The organism is Micromonospora sp. WMMB235, assembly GCF_001855515.1.
GTDB classification, from domain to species: domain Bacteria; phylum Actinomycetota; class Actinomycetes; order Mycobacteriales; family Micromonosporaceae; genus Micromonospora; species Micromonospora aurantiaca.
The window spans coordinates 1,907,472-1,933,549 of sequence record NZ_MDRX01000001.1 but is presented as its reverse complement, the minus strand read 5'-3'; the positions used below and the strand labels follow the sequence as shown (position 1 = coordinate 1,933,549).

The 26,078-nt window shown below is 73.3% G+C and carries 2 protein-coding genes and 1 pseudogene; 2 read left to right on the top strand and 1 reads right to left on the bottom strand.

Going from position 1 to position 26,078, the window contains the following annotated elements; translation table 11 throughout:
• Positions 1 to 64 precede the first annotated feature (64 nt).
• Complete coding sequence (locus BFV98_RS07735; protein ID WP_013477282.1) at positions 65 to 826, bottom strand: thioesterase II family protein; 762 nt, start codon at positions 824 to 826, stop codon at positions 65 to 67.
• 286 nt (positions 827 to 1,112) lie between these two features.
• Between BFV98_RS07735 and BFV98_RS07730 the strand changes: the two are divergent.
• Together BFV98_RS07730 and BFV98_RS07725 are read left to right on the top strand one after the other, a co-directional pair.
• A pseudogene (locus BFV98_RS07730) lies at positions 1,113 to 6,680 on the top strand (type I polyketide synthase); the annotation flags it as partial.
• 44 nt (positions 6,681 to 6,724) lie between these two features.
• Positions 6,725 to 25,972, top strand: a complete 19,248-nt coding sequence (locus tag BFV98_RS07725) for a type I polyketide synthase (RefSeq protein ID WP_071098786.1) — start codon at positions 6,725 to 6,727, stop codon at positions 25,970 to 25,972.
• The last annotated feature ends 106 nt before the right edge of the window (positions 25,973 to 26,078 follow it).

Sequence of the window (26,078 nt, the reverse complement as noted above, 5' to 3'; positions counted from 1 at the left end):
CGCGTACCGAGGGGCCCGTCCACCGGTCGTCACGACCGGTGGACGGGCCCCCGTCGGCGTGAGATCAGACCGCCGGTGCCGCGCTCAGGGTTGCCGAGACGGCCCGCAGGATCGCCGGCTGGTGCTCGGCCAGGAAGAAGTGCCCGCCCGGGTAGACCTTCAGGTCGAACGCTCCAGTGGTGTGGTCCGACCACGCCCGAGCCTCGTCGACAGTCGTCTTCGGGTCGTCGTCGCCGGTGAGGACGGTGATCGGGCAGCTCAGCGGCGGCCCCGGCCGGTAGGTGTACCGCTCGGCGGCCCGGTAGTCGTTGCGGATCGCCGGCAACGCGGCGCGCAGCATCTCCGGGTCCCCGAGGACGGCGGAGTTGGTGCCGCTCAGCTTCCGGACGTCGGCCAGCAGCCCCTCGTCGTCGAGCAGGTGCACCGTCTCGTGCCGTGACTTCGACGGCGCCCGGCGCCCGGACGCGAACAGATGCGCGACGCTGCCGCCGTCCTGCTCGATGAGCCGGGCGAGTTCGAAGCCGAGGCTGGCCCCCATGCTGTGCCCGAAGATGGCCAGCGGCTCGTCCCGCCAGGGCCGCAGCACGGTGAACACCTCGCGCGCGAGGTCGTGGATGTCGCCGATGCACTTCTCGTGGCGCCGGTCCTGCCGCCCCGGGTACTGGATCGACAGCACCTCCACCGCGGGGGAGAGACCGCGGGACACCGGGAAGTAGAAGCTTGCCGACCCGCCGGCGTGGGGCAGGCACACCAGGCGCCTCGCGCCGCCCGGGGCGGGGTGGAAGCGTCGCACCCACAAGCCGTTGTCGGTCTCTGGCGTGGTCATCCTCTGGTGGTCCTTCCGGCGGCTGCGGTTGCCGACCGGATCGGGCGTGGACCCGGTCGAGGCGACGCTAGTGCGGCGGGTCGGGACCGGACACCCCTAGCTGGTCGGTTGCCTGGTTAGGGGTTGTCCGCGCTCGCGCGTAACCAATAACTTCTCCCGGCAGATGGGGATCTGCGTGGCTCTCGGCCGAGCGAGCCGAACGACAGATACAGGTGTCGCCTGAGAACTCTGCGCATTCGTACCGTCGCTTACGTCGAGTCTCCGCCGTGAATCGCGATGGGCTGGGATGATGGACACCGAAGAGAAGCTCCGGGAGTACCTCAAGAGAGTCACCGCCGACCTGCGGCGGACCCGGCAACGGCTCCGGGACGTCGAGGCCGACGCGCAGCAGCCCATCGCGATCGTCGGTATCGGCTGCCGGTTCCCCGGCGGGGTGCGCACGGCCGAGGAACTGTGGGACCTCGTCTCGTCCGGCGGAGACGCGATCGCCTCCTTCCCCACCGACCGTGGCTGGGACCTCAACGCGCTCTACGACCCGGAGCGGTCCCGGCCGGGCACCTCCTCGGTCCGCGAGGGCGGATTCGTGGCCGACGCCGCCGAGTTCGACTCCCGGCTGTTCGAGGTCTCGCCGCGTGAGGCGCTCGCCATGGACCCGCAGCAGCGGCTGCTGCTGGAGACCTCGTGGGAGGCCGTCGAGTCGGCGGGAATCGACCCCACCAGCCTGAAGAACGCCCGGGCCGGGGTCTTCGCCGGCATGACCCACAGCGGGTACGCGCATCCGCCGCAGACCCCGCCGGCGGGCGTGGAGGACTACCTCGGTCTCGGCAACGCGGGCAGCATCGCCTCGGGCCGGGTGGCGTATTCGTTCGGGTTCGAGGGTCCGGCGGTGACCGTGGACACGGCGTGTTCGTCGTCGCTGGTGGCGTTGCATCTGGCGGTGCAGGCGCTGCGGTCGGGGGAGTGCGATCTCGCGCTGGCCGGCGGCGTCACGGTCATGCCCACCCCTGCGGTGTTCATCGATTTCACCAGGCAGGGAAACCTGTCCCCGGTGGCCCGGTGCCGGGCGTTCGCCGACGCGGCGGACGGCACAGCGCTCGCCGAGGGTGTCGGGATGTTGTTGGTGCAGCGGTTGTCGGATGCGCGGCGTGAGGGGCGTCGGGTGTTGGCGGTGGTGCGGGGCACGGCGGTGAATCAGGATGGTGCGTCGAACGGGTTGACGGCGCCGAATGGTCCGTCGCAGCAGCGGGTGATCCGGCAGGCGCTCGCCAACGCGGGGTTGGGTGTGGCGGACGTCGACGTGGTGGAGGCGCACGGTACGGGTACGACGTTGGGTGATCCGATCGAGGCGCAGGCGTTGCTGGCGACGTACGGGCAGGGTCGGGATGTGCCGTTGTTGCTGGGATCGGTGAAGTCGAACATCGGTCACACGCAGGCCGCCGCCGGGGTGGCCGGCATCATCAAGATGATTTTGGCGATGCGGCATGGGGTGGTGCCGGCGTCTTTGCACGTGGATGCGCCGTCGTCGCATGTGGACTGGTCGTCGGGTGCGGTGGAGTTGGTGACCGAGTCGCGGCAGTGGCCGGGTGTTGGCCGTCCTCGGCGGGCGGGTGTGTCGTCGTTCGGTATCTCGGGGACGAACGCGCACGTGATCCTGGAGCAGCCGGAGGCTGAAGCCGGGGCCGACCTCGAGGGCGGGGTGGCGCCGGTCGGGTTGCCGGTGCCGTGGATGGTGTCGGGGCGTTCGGAACGGGGTCTGTCGGGTCAGGCGTCGCGGTTGGCGTCGTTCGTGCGTGAGTCGGATGTGTCGCCGCTGGATGTGTCGTGGTCGTTGGTGACGTCGCGGGCGGCGTTGGAACATCGCGCGGTGGTGTGGGGTTCGTCGGTGGACGAGTTGGTTGCTGGTCTGTCGGCGGTGGCCGAGGGCCGGTCGGCGGGTGTGGTGTCGGCGGGTCGTCGGGCGGTGTTGTTCACGGGTCAGGGTTCGCAGCGCGTGGGCATGGGCCGGGAGCTGTACGAGACGTTTCCGGTGTTCGCGGCGGCGTTCGACGAGGTGTGCGTCCGGTTCGATGGTGTGTTGCCGCGTGCGTTGCGGGATGTGGTGTTCGCGCAGGCGGGGTCGGATGCGGCTGCCCTGGTGGATCAGACCGTCTTTGCGCAGGCTGGTCTGTTCGCGGTCGAGGTGGCGTTGTGGGAGTTGCTCGCGTCGTGGGGTGTGCGGGCGGACTATCTGGCGGGTCATTCGATCGGTGAGGTGACGGCCGCGTATGTGGCGGGGATGCTCTCCCTCGCGGATGCGTGTGTGCTGGTGGCGGCGCGGGGCCGGTTGATGCAGGCCCTGCCCAGCGGCGGTGTGATGGCGGCGGTGGGCGCGTCGGAGGAGTCGGTTGGTGAGCTGATCGGCGTGATCGGTGTGGGCGTGGATATCGCGGCGGTGAACGGTCCGGCGTCGGTGGTGGTGTCGGGTGCCGCCGGCGAGGTCGCTTCGGTGGTGGCGGCCTCGCGTGAGCGGGGTTGGCGGGTCAAGGAGTTGTCGGTCAGTCACGCGTTTCATTCGCGGTTGATGGATCCGATGTCGGATGAGTTCCGGTCGGTGGTGTCCGGGTTGGATTGGCGGGTGCCGCGGGTGCCGGTCGTGTCGAACGTGACGGGCGCGGTGGCGGAGGCGGACGAGCTCACCGACCCGGGCTACTGGGTCCGGCACGTACGCCAGCCCGTGCGGTTCGCCGACGCGGTGCGCACGCTCCACCAGCAGGACGTCGTGCAGTTCCTCGAGATCGGCCCCGACGCCGTACTCACCGCCATGGCGCAGGACTGTGTGGAGGCGGCCGGCGACGTGCGGTACGTCGCCACGATGCGTGCCGGCCATTCCGAGGCCGACACGCTGCGCGCCGCCCTCGCCGAGTGGTACGTCACCGGCGGCCACGTCGACTGGACCGGATACCTCACCGCCCTCGACGGGTCCGGCCCTGAGCGGGCGGCCGGGGCACGTCCCCGCACCATCGCCCTGCCCACGTACGCCTTCGACCATCAGCGCTACTGGCTCAACACCACTACGGGGGCTGAGGCGGCGCCCGGGCTCGGCGTCCGCCCCGTCGACCACACGCTGCTCGACGCCGCCGTACGCGTGGCCGACGACGACGTACGGGTCTTCGGCACCGAACTCTCCGTACTGACACACCCGTGGCTCGCCGAACATGTCGTCTGGGACTCGGTGGTGGTGCCCGGCGCCGCCCTGGTCGAGATGGTCCTGCACGCGGGCGCGCAGGTCGGCTGCGACACCCTCGACGAGCTGACCCTCCAGGCTCCGCTGGCGCTCGCCGAGGACGGCACCAGGGCGGTGCAGGTGAAGCTGGGCGCGGTGGACGAGGACGGTCGCCGGACGGTCACCATCCACTCCCGAGCCGCCGCCGACGCGGATGGCGAGTGGGACCGTCACGCGGCGGGCATCCTCGCCCCGGCCGTACCGCAGCCCGACAGGTCCGATCCGGCGCCGTGGCCGCCCAGCGCCGCCACCGCCGTCGCGGTCGACGGCATCTACACCGAACTGTCCCGTCTGGGCGTCGAGTACGGTCCGCTCTTCCGTGGCCTGCGCGCCGTCTGGCGCACCGACGACGAGTTGTGCGCCGAGGTGGCGGTGCCCGACGGCACCGAGGTCGCCGGCTTCGGCCTGCATCCCGCCCTGCTGGACGCGGCGCTGCACATCGTCGGTCTGCTCGACTCCGACGGGGAGGATGCCTCCGGCGTACGCCTGCCCTTCGCCTGGACCGGCGTCACCCTCTCGGCGGTCGGCGCGACCGCGCTGCGGGTACGCGCCCGGCGCAGCGGCGGCGGCGTGACCCTGACCCTGACCGACCCGGCCGGCGCACCCGTCGCCCGGATAGAGTCCCTGGTCTCTCGCCCCGTCACCGCCGACCAGGTGCGCGCCGGTGACTCCGCCGCCGACTCGCTGTACGCCGTCAGCTGGCAGAGCGTGCGGCCGGGCACCCCGGCGACCGTCCGGGTGGTGCTCCTCGGCGACGCACCGTCCGACCTGTCCGAGATCGCCAGGTACAGGCTCGCCGAGCTGGCGGAGGCGGTCGACTCCGGCCGGATCGACCCCGAACTGGTGCTGCTCGCCGCGTACGCCGACGACGAGCACGCCCCGGTCCCCGCCGCGACGCGCAGCCGGCTCACCGCAGTGCTGACCGCCGTCCAGGGCTGGCTCGCCGACGACCGGCTGGCGGCGCGGCGGCTGGTCGTGCTGACCCGCGGGGCCGTCTCCGCCGGCGACACCTGCCGTGCGGGCGACCTGCCCGGCGCGGCGGTCTGGGGCCTGCTGCGTTCGGCCCAGGCCGAGCACCCCGACCGCTTCGTGCTCGTGGACCTCGACGAGGCGCGGCAGCCGGAGTCCTGCACGGTGGACCTGGTGGCCCGTGCGGTCGCCACCGGCGAACCCCAACTGGCGGTCCGGGACGAGCAGGTCCTGACGCCCCGGCTCGCGCCAGCCGTCCTCGACCCGGCCCCGGCCGCCGGCCTCGACCCCGACGGGACGGTCCTGGTCACCGGAGCCACCGGCGCCCTCGGCGGTCTGCTGGCCCGGCACCTGGTCAGTACGCACAAGGTGCGCCATCTGCTGCTGGTCAGCCGCCGCGGAACCGACGCCCCCGGCGCCGCGGAGCTGCTCGCCGAGCTGACCGCGCTGGGTGCGCAGGCCCGCCTGGTCGCCGCCGACGTGGCGGACCGGGACCGCCTGGCCGCGGTGCTGGACGACGTTCCCGCCGAGCACCCGCTCACCGGCGTGGTGCACGCCGCCGGCGTCCTCGACGACGCGGTGATCTCGGCGCTGACCCCCGGCCGGCTGTCAGCCGTCCTCTCCGCCAAGGCCGACGCCGCCTGGCACCTGCACGAGCTGACCCGATCGCGGCCGCTGGCGATGTTCGTCCTCTTCTCGTCGGTCGCCGGCGTCCTCGGCGGCCCCGGGCAGGGCAACTACGCCGCCGCGAACGCGTTCCTCGACGGCCTCGCCGGGCACCGGCACGCCTCCGGCCTCGCCGCCACGTCCCTGGCCTGGGGCCTCTGGGCCGCGGACAGCGGCATGACGGGCGCACTCGACGCCGCCCAGCGGCAGCGGATGAGCCGCAACGGCCTCAGCCCGCTCGACACCGGCCAGGCGCTGCGCCTCTTCGACGCCGGCCTGCACGGTGGACGCCCTCACCTGGTGCCGGCGCTGCTCGACCTCGCCGCGCTGCGCCGCCAGGCCGACGCCGGCCAGCTCCCGTCGCCGCTGCGCGGCCTGGTCCGGGCCCGGCGGCGCGTCGTCGAGGGCGGCGGCGACGGCGGTCCGTCCTTCGCGCAGCGCCTCGCCGGCACGCCCGAGGCTGAACGCGGCCGGCTGGTGGAGGAACTGGTCAAGGCGCAGGTCATCGAGGTGCTCGGCTACCCGCCGGCCACCGTCGTACCGTCCGGGCAGACGTTCACCGGTCTCGGCTTCGACTCGTTGACGGCCGTGGAGCTGCGCAACCGGCTGACCGCCCTCACCGGCATCCGGCTGCCGGCGAGCCTGATCTTCGACTGCCCCACGCCCGCCGCCCTCGCCGACTTCCTGCTGGTCGACGCCGTCCCGCCGAAGCCCGAACCGGGCCTGCTCGCCGAGCTGGACCGGCTGGAGGCCGCGTTCGCCGCGACCGCGCCGGAAGAGCTGGAGCGGCTGGCCGCCGACGACGAGACGCGTACCGCCGTGGCGGTCCGCCTCCGGACGCTGGTCACCCGGTGGAGCGACGCCACCGCCCGGCCCGACGACGTCAGCCAGGCCCTCGATGACGCCTCGGACGACGAGCTGTTCGACTTCATCGATCAGAAGTTCGGCCGATCCTGAGCCCGAGTCCGCCGCTTGCCCCTTAGCGACAGGTGATCAACCCGATGGCGAACGAAGCCAAGCTCCGTGAGTACCTCAAGCGCGTCACCGCTGACCTGCACGAGACCAGCGAACGCCTGCGGGCAGTCGACGAGCAGAACCACGAGCCGATCGCGATCGTGGGGATGGGCTGCCGCTACCCGGGCGGGGTGCGGACTCCGGAGGCGCTGTGGCGGCTGGTCGAGTCCGGCGTCGACGCCGTCACACCCTTCCCGGCGGACCGGGGCTGGGACGTGGAGAACCTCTACGACCCCGACCCGGACGCGCACGGCAAGTCGTACACCCGCGAGGGCGGCTTCCTGCACGACGCCGGCGAGTTCGACGGCGGGTTCTTCGGCATCTCGCCCCGCGAGGCGCTGGCCATGGACCCGCAGCAGCGCCTCCTGCTGGAGGTCGCCTGGGAGACGGTCGAGCGGGCCGGCCTCGCCGTGGACTCGCTCAAGGGCAGCCGCACCGGCGTCTTCACCGGCGTCATGTACCACGACTACGTCTCCCGGCTCAACGGCGTCCCGCAGGAGGTGGAGGCGTTCGTCGGCACGGGCAACCACGGCAGCGTCGTCTCCGGCCGGATCTCGTACACCTTCGGGTTCGAGGGCCCGGCCGTCACCGTCGACACCGCCTGCTCGTCCTCACTGGTGGCGCTGCACCTCGCCGTGCAGGCGCTGCGCTCCGGCGAGTGCACCCTCGCGTTGGCCGGCGGCGTCACCGTCATGTCCAGCCCCGACACGTTCATCGGCTTCAGCCGCCAGCGCGGCCTGTCCCCGGACGGGCGGTGCAAGTCCTTCGCGGCCACCGCCGACGGCACCGGCTGGAGCGAGGGCGCCGGGCTGCTGCTGCTGGAGCGGCTCTCCGACGCCCAGCGCAACGGCCACCGGGTGCTCGCCGTGGTGCGCGGCAGCGCGGTCAACCAGGACGGCGCCTCCAACGGCCTCACCGCGCCGCACGGCCCGTCGCAGCAACGCGTGATCCGCCAGGCCCTCGCCAACGCCCGGCTCGCCCCGGCTGACGTGGACGCCGTCGAGGCCCACGGCACCGGCACCCGCCTCGGCGACCCCATCGAGGCGCAGGCCCTGCTCGCCACGTACGGCCGGGACCGGGCCGACGACCAGCCCCTGTGGCTCGGATCGATCAAGTCGAACCTCGGGCACACCCAGGCCGCCGCCGGCGTCGCCGGCGTCATCAAGATGGTCATGGCGATGCGTCACGGCGTCCTGCCGCGCACCCTGCACGTCGACGAGCCGTCCCCGCACGTCGACTGGTCGGCCGGCGCGGTGAGCCTGCTCCGCGAGCCGCGCCCGTGGCCGAGCGCGACGAGGCCCATGCGCGCCGGCGTCTCCTCGTTCGGCGTCAGTGGCACCAACGCCCACGTCATCGTCGAGGCCGCCCCGCCCGCGCCGCAGCCGGCCACCGACGCCGTCACCGGCCCCGACCCGCTGCCGTGGGTCGTCTCCGCGCGCAGCGCCGCAGCGCTCGGTGCCCAGGCCGACCGGCTGCGCTCCTGGCTCGCCGAGCACCCCGATGCCACGCCGGCCGCCGTGGGCCGGGCCCTGGCCACCGGCCGGTCCGTCCTGGAACACCGGGCGGTGCTGCTCGGTGCCGACCGGGACGAGCTGCTCGCCGGGCTCGGCGCGCTGGCCGACGGGATCCCGGCGGCGTCCGTGCGGCGCGGGGTCGCCGGCCCCACCCGCGTCGCGGTGCTCTGCACCGGCCAGGGCGCCCAGCGCGTCGGCATGGGCCAGCGGTTGTACGCCGCCTTCCCGGCCTTCGCCGAGGCATTCGACGCCGCCTGCGCAGAGTTGGACAAGCACCTCGACCGGCCGCTGCGCGGCGTGCTCGACGGCCCCGCCGACGTTCTCGACCGCACCGGGTACGCCCAGGCGGCGCTCTTCGCCGTCGAGGTCGCCGCCTACCGGCTCGTCGAGTCCTGGGGTGTCGTGCCGGACTTCGTGGCCGGGCACTCGGTCGGCGAGGTGGCCGCCGCGCACATCGCCGGCGTCCTGTCGCTGCCCGACGCCGCCCGCCTGGTGGCCGCCCGGGGCACCCTGATGCAGGCGCTGCCCACCGGTGGCGCCATGGTGTCGATCCGTGCCACCGAGGCGGAGGTGCACGCGCACCTGGCCACCGTCGCCGGGACGGCCGGCGCCCGGCTGGCCGCCGTCAACGGCCCGGAGTCCGTCGTCGTCTCCGGCGACGAGGACGCCGTGCTGGCGGTCGCCGCGCACTTCGCGGCCCTCGGCCGCAGCACCAGGCGGCTGCGGGTCAGCCACGCGTTCCACTCCGCCCGCATGGACCCGATGCTCGACGCGTTCGGCGACGTGCTCGGGCAACTGGCCTTCGCCGCGCCCCGCATCCCCGTGGTCTCCACAGTGACCGGAGCGGTGCTCGACCCCGAAGAGGTGTGCTCCCCGGCGTACTGGCTGCGCAACGTCCGCGACACGGTCCGCTTCGACGCCGCCGTGACCACCCTGCGTGAGCTGGGTGTGGGCGCGTACGTCGAGGTGGGACCGGGCGGGGTGCTCTGCGCGCTCACCCAGGAGATCGTCGGCGCGGACCAGGCAGTCTGCGTCCCCGTGCTGCGCGCCGAGCACGACGAGGCGACGAGCGCCCTTGCCGCCGCGGCCACCCTGTGGACCCGGGGCGTGCCGGTGAACTGGGCGGCCCTGTTCGCCGGCCCGCCCGTGCCGGTCGACCTGCCCACGTACGCGTTCCAACGCGAACGCTACTGGCTGCTGCCCCTGCCGCAGCCCGCCGACGTGACCGCCGCCGGGCTGACCCCGACCGGCCACCCGCTGCTCGGCGCGGTGTTCCGCTCGGCCGACGGCGACGAGGTGACGCTCACCGGCAGGTTGTCCGTGGAGACCCAGCCCTGGCTGGCCGACCACGCCCTGCGCGACGTCGTGCTCCTGCCCGGCACCGGGTTCGTGGAGCTGGCGCTGCAGGCCGGCGCGGAGGTCGGCGCCGAACGGCTCGCCGAGCTGACCCTCCAGGCGCCGCTGGTGCTGCCCGAGACCGGCGGCGTCGACGTGCAGGTCGCCGCCGAACGCGCCGGTGGCGGAGCGTGGCAGCTCACCGTCCACGCCCGCCGCGCCGGCACCGACGACATCTGGGTGCGACACGCCACCGGCCTGCTCACCCCGGAGCCGGATGAGGACATCGGCACGCCGGCGCAGTGGCCGCCGAGCGACGCCACCTCCCTGGACGTGTCGGAGCTGACCGGGCGGGCGGCGCGGGCCGGTTTCGCGTACGGCCCGGCCTTCTCCGGGCTGCGCGCCGCCTGGCGGGTCGGCACCGACGTGTACGCCGAGGTGGCGCTGCCCGACCCGGAGGCCGGCGACGCCGGTGGGTACGGGCTGCACCCGGCGCTGCTCGACGCCGCCGTGCAGGCGGTCGGGTTCGGCATCGTCGACCCCGGCGAGGCCCGGATGCCGTTCGCCTGGTCCGACGTGACCCTGTCCGCCCACGGTGCCGACACGCTGCGGGTACGGCTGACCCCCACCGGTGCGGACACGGTGTCCATGCTGGTCGCCGACGCGACCGGTGCGCCCGTCGCCCGAATCGGCTCCCTGGTGCTGCGGCCCCTGCCGGCCGGGGAACTCACCGCCGGCGGATCCCCGTGGCGCCGCGCGCTGTTCCGCCTCGACTGGCCCCGGCACGCCGGCGGCGTGGGCGCGCCCGACCGCACGACCTGGGCGGTGCTCGGCGACCGCCCCGCGCCGCTGCCGGCCGGCGTGACCGCCGACCGGCACGCCGACCTCACCGCGCTCTGCGACGCGGGGGTGCCCGACGTCGTGCTGTACCAGGCGGCCGGCGCTGCCACGACCGGCCCCGGCCCGGTCCACGACCTGCTCGCCGAGGTGCTCGCCGTGCTCCAGGGCTGGCTCGCCGCCGAGCACCACACCGGCGGGTCCCGGCTGGTGGTCCTCACCCGCGGCGCCGTCGCCGTGGACGCCGACGCCGACGTGGCCGACCTGGCCGGCGCCGCCGTGTGGGGCCTGCTCCGGTCCGCCCAGGCCGAACACCCCGGCCGGTTCCTCGTCGTCGACCTCGACGACCAGGAGAGCTCCGCCTCCGCCCTCGCCGGCCTGCTGTCGGCCGACGAGCCGCAAGCGGCGGTGCGCGACGGCGTGGTCCGGGTGCCCCGGCTCGTCGCCACCCCGGAACCCGACGCGCCGGCGCCGGCGCTGGACCCGGACGGCACGGTGCTGGTCACCGGCGGCACCGGTGCCCTGGGCGCGCTCGTCGCCCGCCACCTCGTCACCCGGCACGGGGTCCGCCACCTGGTGCTGACCAACAGGCGCGGGCCCGCCGCGGCCGGCGCCGCCGACCTGCTCGCCGACCTCGCCGACCTGGGCGCCACCGCGACGGTCGAGGCGTGCGACGCCGCCGACCCCGACGCCCTCGCCGCGCTGCTGGACCGGATCGACCCCGCGCACCCGCTCACCGGCGTGGTGCACACCGCGGGCGTGCTGGCCGACCGCACCCTGACCTCGCTCACCCCCGAGTCCCTCGACGAGGTTCTCCGGCCGAAGGTGGACGCCGCCGCGAACCTGCACGACCTGACCGCCGGCAGCCGCCTCGCGCTCTTCGTCACCTACTCGTCGGCGGCGGGCGTGACCGGCAGCCCCGGCCAGGCCAACTACGCGGCGGCCAACGCCTTCCTGGACGCACTCGCCCACCGGCGGCGGGCCGCGGGCCTCCCCGCGCACTCGCTGGCCTGGGGACCGTGGGCCGAGTCGGGCGGCGGCATGACAGCCGGCCTCGACCGGGCCGACACCGACCGGCTGGCCCGCGCGGGCGTACGGCCGCTTCCCGAGGCGGACGGCCTGGCGCTCCTCGACGCCGCGCTGCTCACCGGCCTGCCCGCGACGGTGCCGATGGTGCTGGACGGTCCGGCGCTGCGCGCCCAGGCCGAGGCGGGCACCCTGCCGTCGGTCCTGCGCGGCCTGGTCCGCGCGCCCCGGCGCCGCGCCGCGCGCTCCGGCCCGGCGGAGACCGCCGCCCTGACCGAGCGGCTGGCCGGGCTCGACCGCGAGGAGCGCGCCGCGGCCCTGCTGCGGCTCGTCCTCGACCAGGTCGCGACGGTCCTGGGGTACGCCGACGCCGCAGCCGTCGAGGCCGGACGCCCGTTCACCGAGCTGGGCTTCGACTCGCTGACCGCCGTCGAACTGCGCAACCGGCTGGGTGCGGTCACCGGCCTGCGCCTGCCCGCGACCCTGGTCTTCGACCACCCGACCCCGCTCGCCCTCGCCGACCACCTGGACGCCGAGACCGGAACCGGGGCCGACGCCCAGGCGACCCCGGTCGCCGCCGTCGCGGCGCTCGACGAGCCGATCGCGATCGTCGGCATGAGCTGCCGCTACCCCGGCGGCGTGCGCAGCCCCGAGCAGTTGTGGGACCTCCTCGTGGCCGGTGGCGACGGCATCACCGGCTTCCCCGCCGACCGGGGCTGGGACGTCGCTGACCTGTACGACCCGTCCGGCGCGCGCCGGGGCAGCAGCTACGCCCGCGAGGGCGGCTTCCTGGCCGACGCCGGCGACTTCGACGCCAGCCTGTTCAAGATCTCGCCGCACGAGGCGCTCGCCATGGACCCGCAGCAGCGGCTGCTGCTGGAGACCGCGTGGGAGGCCATCGAGGACGCCCGCATCGACCCGCTCGCGCTGCGGGGCCGCCCCGTCGGCGTGTTCGCCGGCATGATGTACCACAACCACGCCGCCGGGCTGGCCGACGTTCCGGAGGCCCTCGACGGCTACCTCGGCGTCGGCACCGCCAGCAGCGTGTTGTCGGGCCGGGTGGCGTACTCGTTCGGGTTCGAGGGTCCGGCGGTGACTGTGGACACGGCGTGTTCGTCGTCGCTGGTGGCGTTGCACCTGGCGGTGCAGGCGCTGCGGTCGGGCGAGTGCGACCTGGCCCTGGCCGGTGGCGTCACCGTGATGGCGACGCCCGAGACGTTCATCGACTTCTCCCGGCAGCGGGGCATGGCCCCCGACGGCCGGTGCAAGTCGTTCTCCGACGCGGCGGACGGCACGGGCTGGTCCGAGGGCGTCGGCGTGCTGCTGGTGCAGCGGCTGTCGGACGCGCGGCGTGACGGGCGTCGGGTCCTCGCGGTCGTGCGGGGCACGGCCGTCAACCAGGACGGTGCGTCGAACGGGTTGACGGCGCCGAACGGCCCCTCGCAGCAGCGGGTGATCCGCCAGGCCCTCGCGAACGCCCGGCTGGGCGTCGCCGACGTCGACGTCGTGGAGGCGCACGGCACGGGCACGACGCTGGGCGACCCCATCGAGGCCCAGGCGCTGCTCGCCACGTACGGGCAGGACCGCGACGACCGGGACGCGCTGCTGCTGGGATCGGTGAAGTCGAACATCGGTCACACGCAGGCCGCCGCCGGGGTGGCGGGCGTCATCAAGATGGTCTTGGCGATGCGGTACGGGACCGTGCCGGCGACGCTGCACGTGGACGAGCCCTCGTCGCACGTGGACTGGTCGTCGGGTGCGGTGGAGCTGGTGACCCAGGCGCGCGAGTGGCCGGGTGCGGTCCGCGCACGCAGGGCTGCCGTGTCGTCGTTCGGCATCTCCGGCACGAACGCCCACGTGATCATCGAACAGGCGGAGCCGGAGCCCGCCGCTGCGTCTGCCGCGCCGGTCGGGTTGCCGGTGCCGTGGATGCTGTCGGGGCGCTCCGAGCGGGGTCTGGCGGGTCAGGCGGCTCGGTTGGCGTCGTTCGTGCGGGAACGGTCCGGCCTTGCGGTGGCGGACGTGTCGTGGTCGTTGGCGACGACCCGGGCTGCGTTGGAGCATCGGGCGGTGGTGTGGGGCTCGGACGTGGACGAGCTGGCGGCGGGTCTGTCGGCGGTGGCCGAGGGCCGGTCGGCGGGTGTGGTGTCGGCGGGTCGTCGGGCGGTGTTGTTCACGGGTCAGGGTTCGCAGCGTGTGGGCATGGGCCGGGAGCTGTACGACGCGTTTCCGGTGTTCGCGGCGTCGTTCGACGAGGTGTGCGCCCGGTTCGATGGTTTGTTGCCGCGTGCGTTGCGCGAGGTGGTGTTCGCCGAGCCGGGCACCGCCGATGGGGCTCTGTTGGATCAGACCGTGTTCGCGCAGGCGGGGTTGTTCGCGGTCGAGGTGGCGTTGTGGGAGTTGTTGTCGTCGTGGGGTGTGCGGGCCGACTACCTGGCGGGTCACTCGATCGGTGAGGTGACGGCCGCGTACGTGTCCGGGGTGTTGTCGTTGGCTGATGCGTGCACGTTGGTGGCGGCGCGGGGCCGGTTGATGCAGGCGCTGCCGGCCGGTGGGGTGATGGCGGCGGTGGGTGCGCCCGAGTCCGCGGTGCGGGGGATCATCGATGCTGCGGAAGCGGCGGTCGACGTCGCGGCGGTGAACGGTCCGGCGTCGGTGGTGGTGTCGGGTGCCGTCGGCGAGGTGGCTTCGGTGGTGGCGGCCTGCCGTGAGCGGGGTTGGCGGGTCAAGGAACTGGCGGTCAGTCACGCGTTCCACTCCCGCCTGATGGAGCCGATGCTGGAAGAGTTCCGGTCGGTGGTGGCGGGGCTCGACTGGCGGGTGCCGCGCGTCGCGGTGGTGTCGAACGTGACGGGTTCCGTGGCGGACCCGTTGGAGCTGGTGGATCCGGAGTACTGGGTGCGGCACGTGCGGCAGCCGGTGCGCTTCGCCGACGGTGTGGTGGCGTTGCGGGCGCTGGGGGTGGACACATTCCTGGAGATCGGCCCGGATGCGACGTTGACGGCGATGGTGGCGGAGATCGTCGCGGATGCGGGGGTGCGGCGGGTTCCGGCGTCGCGGCGGGACCAGTCGGAGCTCGCTGCGGTGACGGCGGCCTTGGGGCAGTTGTGGGTGGCGGGTGTGCCGGTCGACTGGGCCGCCTACCACGGTCAGACCGGCGCCCGGCCGGGCGTGGTCGACCTGCCCACGTACGCCTTCGACCATCGACGCTACTGGATCAATGCCGCGACGCGGTCCTACCGTCCCCCCGCCGCCCGGCGTACCGCCGCCGACGAGGACTTCTGGCGGGCGATCGAGGCGGAGGACCTGACGACCCTCGCCGAGAGCCTGGCCGTCGACGCCGACGCCCCGCTCGCGGACGTGCTGCCGGCGCTGTCCACCTGGCGACGCCGCCGGGACGCCGAGGCGGCCCTCGACTCCTGGCGCTACCGGGTGGCCTGGCAGCCGCTCACGGACGACGCCGCCCGCGCCGAGGCGACCGACTTCCTGCTCGTCGTACCGGCCGACGCCGACGCGGCCGTGACGGACTGGGCCGCCGCCCTCGGCGCCGCCGGCGGGCGGATCGTCGAGGTCGACGCCACGTGCGACCGCAAGCGCCTCGCCCACGACCTCGCCGAGGCGTCGACCGGCCGCGACGGGGACGTGCTGCCCGTACTCTCCCTGCTGGCCCTCGACACCCGGCCGTACGCCGGGGCCGCCTCCGTGCCGACGGGCCTCGCCGGCACGGTCGCGCTCGCGCAGGCCCTCGGCGACGCCGGGATCACCGCCCGGCTCTGGATCGCCACCCGCGGCGCGGTCTCCGTCGGATCCCGCGACCGGCACGTCGACCCCGTGCAGGCCATGGCGTGGGGCTTCGGCAGCGTGCTGCGCGCCGAGCACCCGCACCGGTGGGGCGGGCTCGTCGACCTCCCCGAGCAGCCCGACCAGGGCGCCGTGCGCATGCTCCGGACGCTGATCGCCGGCACCGGCCAGGAGGACGAGATCGCCCTGCGCGGCACCGGCGGCCACGCCCGCCGGCTCGTTCGTGCGACGTACGGCGACACCGGTGCGCGCGGTTCCTGGACGCCGCGCGGCACGGTGCTGATCACCGGCGGCACCGGGGCACTCGGGGGACACGTCGCCCGCGCGCTGGCCGCCGAAGGAGCCGAACACCTCCTCCTGGTCAGCCGGCGGGGTGGCGAGGCGCCCGGCGCGACCGCCCTCGCCGAGGAACTCGCCGGGCTCGGCACCCGGGTCACCCTCGCGTCCTGCGACGTGGCCGACCGGGCCGCGCTCGCGACGCTGCTCGACTCGATCCCCGCCGAGCTTCCGCTGAGCGCGGTCGTGCACACCGCCGCGGCCCTCGACGACAACGTCGTCGACGCCGTGAGTGTCGACCAGCTGGCCACCGCCCTGCGGGCGAAGGTCGACGCCGCGCGCAACCTGGACGAGCTGACCCGGGGCAGCGACCTCTCCGCCTTCGTCCTCTTCTCCTCCCTCGCCGGCCTCATGGGTGCCGCCGGCCAGGCCACGTATGCGCCGGGCAACGCGTTCCTCGACGCCCTGGCGCAGCGCCGCCGCGCCGAGGGGCTGCCGGCGACCTCGCTCGCCTGGGGCCTGTGGGCCGACGGCGGGGTGAGCGCGGGCGACTTCGAACAGCGGCTCAGCCGCACCGGTTTCGGCGCGATGGCGCCGGAGACAGCCGTGCGCGCCTTCAGCCGGGCGCTGGACCGCGACGAGACGTACCTCGTGGTGGCCGACATCGACTGGGCCCGGGTGGCCGCCACCGGTCCTCGGCGCGCCCACCCGCTGGTCCGCGACCTGCTGGCCGAGGCCGGCGCGGCGGTGCCCGCCGACGCCCCAGTGCCGGCGGCCGACCTGCGCCTGCGCCTGGCGGGAATGTCCGGTGCGGAGCAGCTGCGCGCCCTCGGCGAACTCGTGCGTGCCGAGGTCGCGGCCGTCCTGGGCCACGAGTCCGCCGAGCGGGTGGCGCCGGACCGGGCGTTCCAGGACCTCGGCTTCACGTCACTGGCGGCGGTCGAGCTGCGCAACCGGCTCGACGCGGCGACCGGCCTCGCGCTGCCGACCACGCTCGCCTTCGACTACCCGAACTCCGCCGCCCTGGCCGGCCACATCCACGCCGAGCTGCTCGGCGGGCAGGCGCTGCCCGTCCCCGCCGCCACCGGCCCCGTCGTGGGCGACGACCCGATCGTCATCGTCGGCATGGGCTGCCGTTTCCCGGCCGGAGCCGAGTCCCCGGAGGGGCTCTGGGACCTGCTGACGGCCGGTGCCGACGCGATGTCGGACTTCCCGACCAACCGGCACTGGGACCTGGAGTCGCTGGCCGGCACCGACTCCTACGTCTCGCGGGGGGCGTTCCTGGCCGACGCGGGCGGCTTCGACGCGGAGTTCTTCGGCATCTCGCCGCGGGAGGCGCTCGCCATGGACCCGCAGCAGCGGCTGCTGCTGGAGGTCTCCTGGGAGGCGTTCGAAGACGCCCGGATCGAACCCCTCGCGCTGCGCGGCAGCCGCGTCGGGGTGTTCGCCGGCACCAACGGCCAGGACTACGAGACCGTCGTACGCCAGGCCGGGGAGGCGCTCGCCGGATTCGGCGCGACCGGCGCCTCCGCGAGCGTGTTGTCGGGCCGGGTGGCGTACTCGTTCGGGTTCGAGGGTCCGGCGGTGACTGTGGACACGGCGTGTTCGTCGTCGCTGGTCGCGTTGCATCTGGCGGCGCAGGCCCTGCGGTCGGGCGAGTGCGACCTCGCCCTGGCCGGCGGCGTCACGGTGATGTCCACCCCGGGCGCCTTCATCGAGTTCTCCCGCCAGGGCGGGCTGTCGGCGGACGGCCGCTGCAAGGCCTTCGCCGAGTCTGCGGACGGCACCGCGTGGGGCGAGGGCGTCGGGGTGCTCGTGGTGCAGCGGCTGTCGGACGCGCAACGTGACGGGCGTCGGGTCCTTGCGGTGGTGCGGGGTTCGGCGGTGAATCAGGATGGTGCGTCGAATGGTTTGACGGCGCCGAATGGTCCGTCGCAGCAGCGGGTGATCCGGCAGGCTCTGGCGTTTGCGGGTTTGTCGGCGGCTGATGTGGATGTGGTGGAGGCGCACGGTACGGGTACGTCGTTGGGTGATCCGATTGAGGCTCAGGCGTTGTTGGCGACGTATGGGCAGGGTCGGGATGTGCCGTTGTTGTTGGGGTCGGTGAAGTCGAACATCGGTCATACGCAGGCGGCTGCGGGGGTGGCTGGGATCATCAAGATGATTTTGGCGATGCGGTATGGGGTGGTGCCGGCGTCTTTGCATGTGGATGTGCCGTCGTCGCATGTGGACTGGTCGTCGGGTGCGGTGGAGTTGGTGACCGAGTCGCGGCAGTGGCCGGGTGTTGGCCGGGCTCGGCGGGCGGGTGTGTCGTCGTTCGGTATTTCGGGGACGAACGCGCACGTGATTCTGGAGCAGCCGGAGCCCGAGGCCGTCCCCGAGGTCGAGGCGGAGCCGGAGTCTGCCCCGGCGCCTGCCGGGGGCGCTTCCGTGGCTTTGCCGGTGCCGTGGGTGGTGTCGGGTCGTTCGGAACGGGGTTTGTCGGGTCAGGCGTCGCGGTTGGCGTCGTTCGCGCGTGAGTCGGATGTGTCGCCGCTGGATGTGTCGTGGTCGTTGGTGACGTCGCGGGCGGCGTTGGAGCATCGTGCGGTGGTGTGGGGTTCGTCGGTGGACGAGCTTGCCGTTGGTCTGTCGGCGGTGGCTGAGGGCCGGTTGTCGGGTGTGGTGTCGGCGGGTCGTCGGGCGGTGTTGTTCACGGGTCAGGGTTCGCAGCGCGTGGGTATGGGCCGGGAGCTGTACGACGCGTTTCCGGTGTTCGCGGCGTCGTTCGACGGGGTGTGCGCCTGTTTTGACGGTTTGTTGCCGCGTGCGTTGCGCGAGGTGGTGTTCGCGGAGACGGGTTCGGAGACTGCGGCTCTGTTGGATCAGACCGTGTTCGCGCAGGCTGGTCTGTTCGCGGTCGAGGTGGCGTTGTGGGAGTTGTTGTCGTCGTGGGGTGTGCGGGCGGATTTTGTGGCGGGTCATTCGATCGGTGAGGTGGCGGCCGCGTATGTGGCGGGGATGCTGTCCCTGGCGGATGCGTGTGTGCTGGTGGCGGCGCGGGGTCGGTTGATGCAGGCCCTGCCCAGCGGTGGGGTGATGGCGGCGGTGGGTGCGTCGGAGGAGTCGGTTGGTGAGCTGATCGGCGTGATCGGTGTGGGCGTGGATATCGCGGCGGTGAACGGTCCGGCGTCGGTGGTGGTGTCGGGTGCCGCCGGCGAGGTCGCTTCGGTGGTGGCGGCCTCGCGTGAGCGGGGTTGGCGGGTCAAGGAACTCTCGGTCAGTCACGCGTTTCATTCGCGGTTGATGGATCCGATGTTGGAAGAGTTCGCGTCGGTGGTGGCGGGGCTGGACTGGCGGGTGCCGCGGGTGCCGATCGTGTCGAACGTGACCGGCGCGGTCGCGGAGCCGCTGGAGCTGGTTGACCCGGAGTACTGGGTGCGGCATGTGCGGCAGCCCGTGCGGTTCGCCGACGGGGTGGCTGCTCTGCGGGGGCAGGGCGTGGACACGTTCCTGGAGATCGGCCCGGATGCGACGTTGACGGCGATGGTGGCGGAGATCGTCGCTGATGCCGGGGTGCGCTGTGTCGCGGTGTCGCGGCGGGATCAGCCGGAGGTCGGCGTGTTGACGTCGGCGCTGGGGCAGTTGTGGGTGGCGGGTGTGCCGGTCGACTGGGCGGCGTACCACGGCCAGGCCGGTGCCCGGCCGGGCGTGGTCGACCTGCCCACGTACGCCTTCGACCACACCTGGTACTGGCCCGAGGCGGCGCCCGCGGCCCGCCGGGACGCGCACGGCGAAGCTCTCGACGGGCGGTTCTGGGCGGCCGTGGAGTCCGGCGACCCCGACCTGGTCGGCGGCAAGCTGGGCGTCGGCGCGGACGAACCGTTCAGCGCGGTCCTGCCGAAGCTCGCGCAGTGGCGGCGGGCCGCACAGCAGCGGTCGACTGTGGACTCCTGGCGCTACCGCGTGGTCTGGCGGCGTCAGGACGTGACCGGGAACGAGAACCTGACCGGCTCCTGGCTGGTGCTGATGGTCCCCGGCCAGGAGGACCACCCGTTGCTGGCCGGGCTGGCGGAGCGGGGCGCCGAGATGATCCCCGTGGTGCTGGACGAGCTGGACCGGGACGGGATCGCGCGTCGGCTGTCCGCCGCCTCGGCGGCCGCAGGACCGGTCGCCGGGATGATCTCGCTGATGTCGCTGGCCGGCGCCGGTGTCGTCGATGCACTGGCGGTCGCGCAGGCGCTTGCAGTCACCGAGGTCGAGGGTCGGTTGTGGTGGTTGACCAGCGGTGCCGTCTCCGTGGACGACTCCGAGCCTCTGACCGACCTGGACGGTGGTGCGGTGTGGGGTTTGGGTCGGGTGGTGGGTTTGGAGGTGCCGTTGCGGTGGGGTGGTTTGGTGGATTTGCCGGGTGTGTTGGGTGGGGGTGTGTGGGGTCGGTTGTGTGGGGTGTTGTCGTCGGGGGTTGAGGATCAGGTGGCGTTGCGGTCGTCGGGTGTGTTTGTGCGGCGGTTGGTGCGTGCGGGTGCGGGTGCGGGTGCGGGTGTTGGTGGTGGTTTTCGGTTGTCGGGGACGGTGTTGGTGACGGGTGGTACGGGGGCGTTGGGTGCGCGGGTGGCGTTGTGGGCGGTGGGTGTGGGTGCGGAGCATGTGGTGTTGGTGAGTCGGCGTGGTGGTGGTGCGTCGGGTGTGGGTGAGTTGGTGGGGCGGTTGGAGGGTTTGGGTGTGCGGGTGTCGGTGGTGGGTTGTGATGTGGCGGATCGTGGTGCGGTGGCGGGGTTGTTGGGGGATTTGGTGGGTCGGGGTGAGCGGTTGCGGGCGGTGGTGCATGCGGCTGGTGTGGCGCAGTTGACGCCGTTGGGTGAGGTGGGTGTGGGTGAGGTGGAGGAGGTGTTGCGGGCGAAGGTTGGTGGTGCGGTGGTGTTGGATGAGTTGACTGCTGGTTTGGATTTGGATGCGTTTGTGGTGTTTTCGTCGATTGCGGGGGTGTGGGGTTCTGCGGGTCAGGTGGGGTATGCGGCGGCGAATGCGTTTGTGGATGGGTTGGTGGTGTCGCGGCGTGGGCGTGGGTTGGTGGGGACGTCGGTGGCGTGGGGGCCGTGGGCTGAGGCGGGTATGGCGGTGGGGGTGGCGGGGGAGCAGTTGAGTCGGCGTGGTTTGCCGGGGATGGCTCCGGAGTTGGCGGTGGTGGCGTTGCAGCGGGCGTTGGATGGTGGTGAGGGGCAGGTGGTGGTGGCGGATGTGCGGTGGGATCGGTTTGTGCCGTCGTTCACGGCGTTGCGTCCGTCGCGTCTGTTCACCGACATCCCCGAGGCACAGGCGGCGATCGAGGCGGCGTCCCGAGCCGAGACCGGCCCCACCGACCGGGCCTCCGCACTGCGCGAGCGGCTCGCGGCCCTGACGCCGCCGGAGGTCGAGGCGTCCCTCCTGGACCTCGTACGCTCCCAGGTCGCCACGGTGCTCGGCCACGCCACCGTGGAGGCGGTGCGGCCGGACCGGGCGTTCCAGCGTCTCGGCTTCGACTCGCTCACCGCAGTCGAGCTGCGCAACCGGCTGACCGCCGAGACGGGCCTCGCGTTGCCCTCCACCCTCGTCTTCGACCACCCGACGCCGGCCGCCCTGGTCGCCTTCATCCGGGAGACCGTGCTCGGAGCATCGGGCGACGCGCCGGCCGACCGCAGGGTCGCCACCGTCGACGACGACCCGATCGTGATCGTCGGCATGGGCTGCCGCCTCCCGGGTGGCGTCGCGTCCCCGGAAGAACTGTGGCAACTGCTCGCCACGGGACGCGACGGCATCTCCGAGTTCCCCCTCGACCGGGGCTGGGACAGCTTCCTCAGCAGCGGCCTGTCCGACACGTCCTTCGCCCGCAGGGGCGGCTTCGTCTACGACGCCGGCGAGTTCGACGCCGAGTTCTTCGGCATCTCGCCGCGGGAGGCCCTCGCCATGGACCCGCAGCAGCGGCTGCTGCTGGAGACCTCGTGGGAGGCCGTCGAGTCGGCGGGAATCGACCCGACCACCCTGCGGGGCGGCGCGGTCGGCGTCTTCGCCGGAGCCAGCTTCCAGGGGTACGCCAGCGGGTCGGTCGGTCGGGCCCAGGAGGTCGGCGGCCACCTGCTCACCGGCAACGCGACAAGCGTGTTGTCGGGCCGGGTGGCGTACTCGTTCGGATTCGAGGGCCCGGCCGTGACTGTGGACACGGCGTGTTCGTCGTCGCTGGTCGCGTTGCACCTGGCGGCGCAGGCGCTGCGGTCCGGCGAGTGCGACCTCGCCCTGGCCGGCGGCGTCACCGTGATGGCCTCACCGGGCACGTTCGCCGAGTTCTCGATCCAGGGCGGCCTGTCCGCCGACGGCCGCTGCAAGTCGTTCTCCGACGCTGCGGACGGCACGGGCTGGTCCGAGGGCGTCGGCGTGCTGCTGGTGCAGCGGCTGTCGGACGCGCGGCGCGACGGGCGCCGGGTCCTCGCGGTCGTGCGGGGCACGGCGGTGAATCAGGACGGTGCGTCGAATGGTTTGACGGCGCCGAATGGTCCGTCGCAGCAGCGGGTGATCCGGCAGGCTCTGGCGTTTGCGGGTTTGTCGGCGGCTGATGTGGATGTGGTGGAGGCGCATGGTACGGGTACGTCGTTGGGTGATCCGATTGAGGCTCAGGCGTTGTTGGCGACGTATGGGCAGGGTCGGGATGTGCCGTTGTTGTTGGGGTCGGTGAAGTCGAACATCGGTCATACGCAGGCGGCTGCGGGGGTGGCTGGGATCATCAAGATGGTCTTGGCGATGCGGTATGGGATGGTGCCGGCGTCTTTGCACGTGGATGTGCCGTCGTCGCATGTGGACTGGTCGTCGGGTGCGGTGGAGTTGGTGACCGAGTCGCGGCAGTGGCCGGGTGTTGGCCGGGCTCGGCGGGCGGGTGTGTCGTCGTTCGGTATTTCGGGCACGAACGCGCACGTGATCATCGAGCAGCCCGAGGCCGCTCCGGCTTCGGTCGCGCCCGTCGCACCGGTCGGGGTGCCGGTGCCGTGGGTGGTGTCGGGGCGTTCGGAGCGGGGTCTGGTGGGTCAGGCCGGGCGGTTGGCGTCGTTCGTGCGCGATCGTGGTCTGTCGCCGGTGGACGTGTCGTGGTCGTTGGCGACGGCCCGTGCCGCGTTGGAGCATCGCGCGGTGGTGTGGGGCTCGGACGTCGACGAGCTGGCGGCGGGCCTTGCGGCGGTGGCCGAGGGCCGGTCTGCGGGTGTGGTGTCGGCGGGTCGTCGGGCGGTGTTGTTCACGGGTCAGGGTTCGCAGCGTGTGGGCATGGGCCGGGAGCTGTACGACGCGTTCCCGGTGTTCGCGGCGTCGTTCGACGAGGTGTGCGCGGAGATCGATCCGCGCCTGCCGCGTGCGTTGCGCGAGGTGGTGTTCGCCGAGCCGGGTTCGGAGACTGCGGCTCTGTTGGATCAGACCGTGTTCGCGCAGGCGGGCCTGTTCGCAATCGAGGTGGCGTTGTGGGAGTTGCTCGCGTCGTGGGGTGTGCGGGCCGACTACCTGGCCGGTCACTCGATCGGTGAGGTGACGGCGGCGTACGTGTCCGGGATGTTGTCGCTGTCGGATGCGTGCACGTTGGTGGCGGCGCGAGGTCGTCTGATGCAGGCGTTGCCCAGCGGTGGGGTGATGGCGGCGGTGGGCGCGTCGGAGGAGGCTGTCGCCGAGTTGATCGGCGTGACCGGCGCGGCGGTGGACGTGGCGGCGGTGAACGGTCCGGCGTCGGTGGTGGTGTCGGGTGCCGTCGGCGAGGTGGCGTCGGTGGTGACGACCGCTCGTGAGCGGGGTTGGCGGACGAAGGAACTGGCGGTCAGTCACGCGTTCCACTCGCGGTTGATGGAGCCGATGCTGGAGGAGTTCGCGTCGGTGGTGGCGGGGCTCGACTGGCGGTCGCCGAGGATCCCGATCGTGTCGAACGTGACCGGCGCGGTCGCGGACGCCGCAGAGATCACCGAGCCCGGCTACTGGGTGCGGCACGTGCGGCAGCCGGTGCGCTTCGCCGACGGTGTGGCGGCGTTGCGGGCACAGGGGGTGGACACCTTCCTGGAGATCGGCCCGGACGCGGTCCTCACCGCCATGGCCGCCGAGGCGGACACGGCCGACGACGTGCGGTACGTCGCCACGCTGCGCCGCAGCCAGCCCGACGTCACCACCCTCACCAGTGCCGCGGGGCAGCTCTGGGCCGCCGGCGTGGCCGTCGACTGGGCGGCGTACCTCGGCCAGACCGGCACCCGGCCGCGCGCGGTGGAACTGCCCACCTACGCCTTCGACCGGCAGCGCTACTGGCTGGAGGACCCCCAGCCCGGCTCGGCTCCGGAGCGGGCCGACGCCCCGTCCGACGAGCAGTTCTGGGCGGCGGTCGAGTCCGGGGACCTCGGCGTGCTGGACGAGGATCTCGCCGTGGGCGCGGACGAGCCGTCCACGGCGCTGCTGCCCAAACTCGCCCGGTGGCGGCGGGCGACGCAGCAGCGGGCGGTCGTCGACTCCTGGCGGTACCGGGCGACGTGGCGTACGGCCGCCGTGCCGGACTCCGCGACGTTGGCGGGAACCTGGCTGCTGCTGATGGCGCCCGGGCAGGAGGACCACCCGGTGGCCGCGGCGCTGGCTGCCCGGGCCGACCGGGCGGTCCCGGTGCTGGTCCCGGCCGGCGCCGACCGCGACCGGGTGGCGCGGCTCCTGCTGGAGGCGATGAGCTCAGACGCCCGGGACGCCCACGTGGTGTCCCTGCTGTCGCTGGCCGAGCCGCGGGAGGCGTCCCCGGTTCCGGCCGCCGCCGAGGTGTCGACGGCGCTGGCCGTGGTGCAGGCGCTGACCGACGTCGGTGGGTCGGGCCGGTTGTGGTGGCTGACGCGCGGGGCGGTGTCGGTCGGCGGCTCGGACGAGCTGGCGGATGTCGCGGGTTCTGCGGTGTGGGGTTTGGGTCGGGTGGTGGGTTTGGAGGTGCCGTTGCGGTGGGGTGGTTTGGTGGATTTGCCGGGTGTGTTGGGTGGGGGTGTGTGGGGTCGGTTGTGTGGGGTGTTGTCGTCGGGGGTTGAGGATCAGGTGGCGTTGCGGTCGTCGGGTGTGTTTGTGCGGCGGTTGGTGCGTGCGGGTGCGGGTGCGGGTGCGGGTGTTGGTGGTGGTTTTCGGTTGTCGGGGACGGTGTTGGTGACGGGTGGTACGGGGGCGTTGGGTGCGCGGGTGGCGTTGTGGGCGGTGGGTGTGGGTGCGGAGCATGTGGTGTTGGTGAGTCGGCGTGGTGGTGGTGCGTCGGGTGTGGGTGAGTTGGTGGGGCGGTTGGAGGGTTTGGGTGTGCGGGTGTCGGTGGTGGGTTGTGATGTGGCGGATCGTGGTGCGGTGGCGGGGTTGTTGGGGGATTTGGTGGGTCGGGGTGAGCGGTTGCGGGCGGTGGTGCATGCGGCTGGTGTGGCGCAGTTGACGCCGTTGGGTGAGGTGGGTGTGGGTGAGGTGGAGGAGGTGTTGCGGGCGAAGGTTGGTGGTGCGGTGGTGTTGGATGAGTTGACTGCTGGTTTGGATTTGGATGCGTTTGTGGTGTTTTCGTCGATTGCGGGGGTGTGGGGTTCTGCGGGTCAGGTGGGGTATGCGGCGGCGAATGCGTTTGTGGATGGGTTGGTGGTGTCGCGGCGTGGGCGTGGGTTGGTGGGGACGTCGGTGGCGTGGGGGCCGTGGGCTGAGGCGGGTATGGCGGTGGGGGTGGCGGGGGAGCAGTTGAGTCGGCGTGGTTTGCCGGGGATGGCTCCGGAGTTGGCGGTGGTGGCGTTGCAGCGGGCGTTGGATGGTGGTGAGGGGCAGGTGGTGGTGGCGGATGTGCGGTGGGATCGGTTTGTGCCGTCGTTCACGGCGTTGCGTCCGTCGCGTCTGTTCACCGACATCCCCGAAGCACAGCCCGCACAGGCCGAGGAGGCGCCGAAGGGCGAGGACCGCGGCGCGGCGTCGGCGCTGCGCGAGCGGCTCGCCGCCGCCTCCGGGTCGGAGCGCGACCGCATCCTGCTCGACCTGGTCCGCGGCACCGCCGCGGCGGTGCTGGGACACGCCACACCGAGCGGGATCAGGCCCGCCCGCGGCTTCCTCGAACTGGGCTTCGACTCGCTCACCGCAGTCGAGCTGCGCAACCGGCTGACCGCCGCAACGGGCATCGGACTGCCCGCCACCCTCGTCTTCGACCATCCCACCCCGAACGCGCTCGCCGGTCACCTGCGGGCCGAGTTGGCGCCCGAGCAGCCGGCGTTGCCGATCGTGGCCGAGATCGAACGCCTCGACAAGCTCCTCGGCGGGCTGCCGGGCGACCAGGTCGACGACGCGGTCGTCGGTCGGCTGGAGGACCTGCTGACCCGGTGGCGGGGCCGACCCGCCGCCACCGCACCGGCGCCGGCCGCCGCAGAGGAGTTGGAGTCGGCCAGCCGGGACGAGCTCTTCGACATCATCCAGCGGGAGTTCGGCAAGTCCTGAGCGGACACTGCCCGACCCCGGGCGGGACGGGCCGGGGAAGGGACACCCGACGGTGCCGGACGCCTGACCGGCGCCGTCGGGCAGGCGCGGCTGCCTAGGGGTCCAC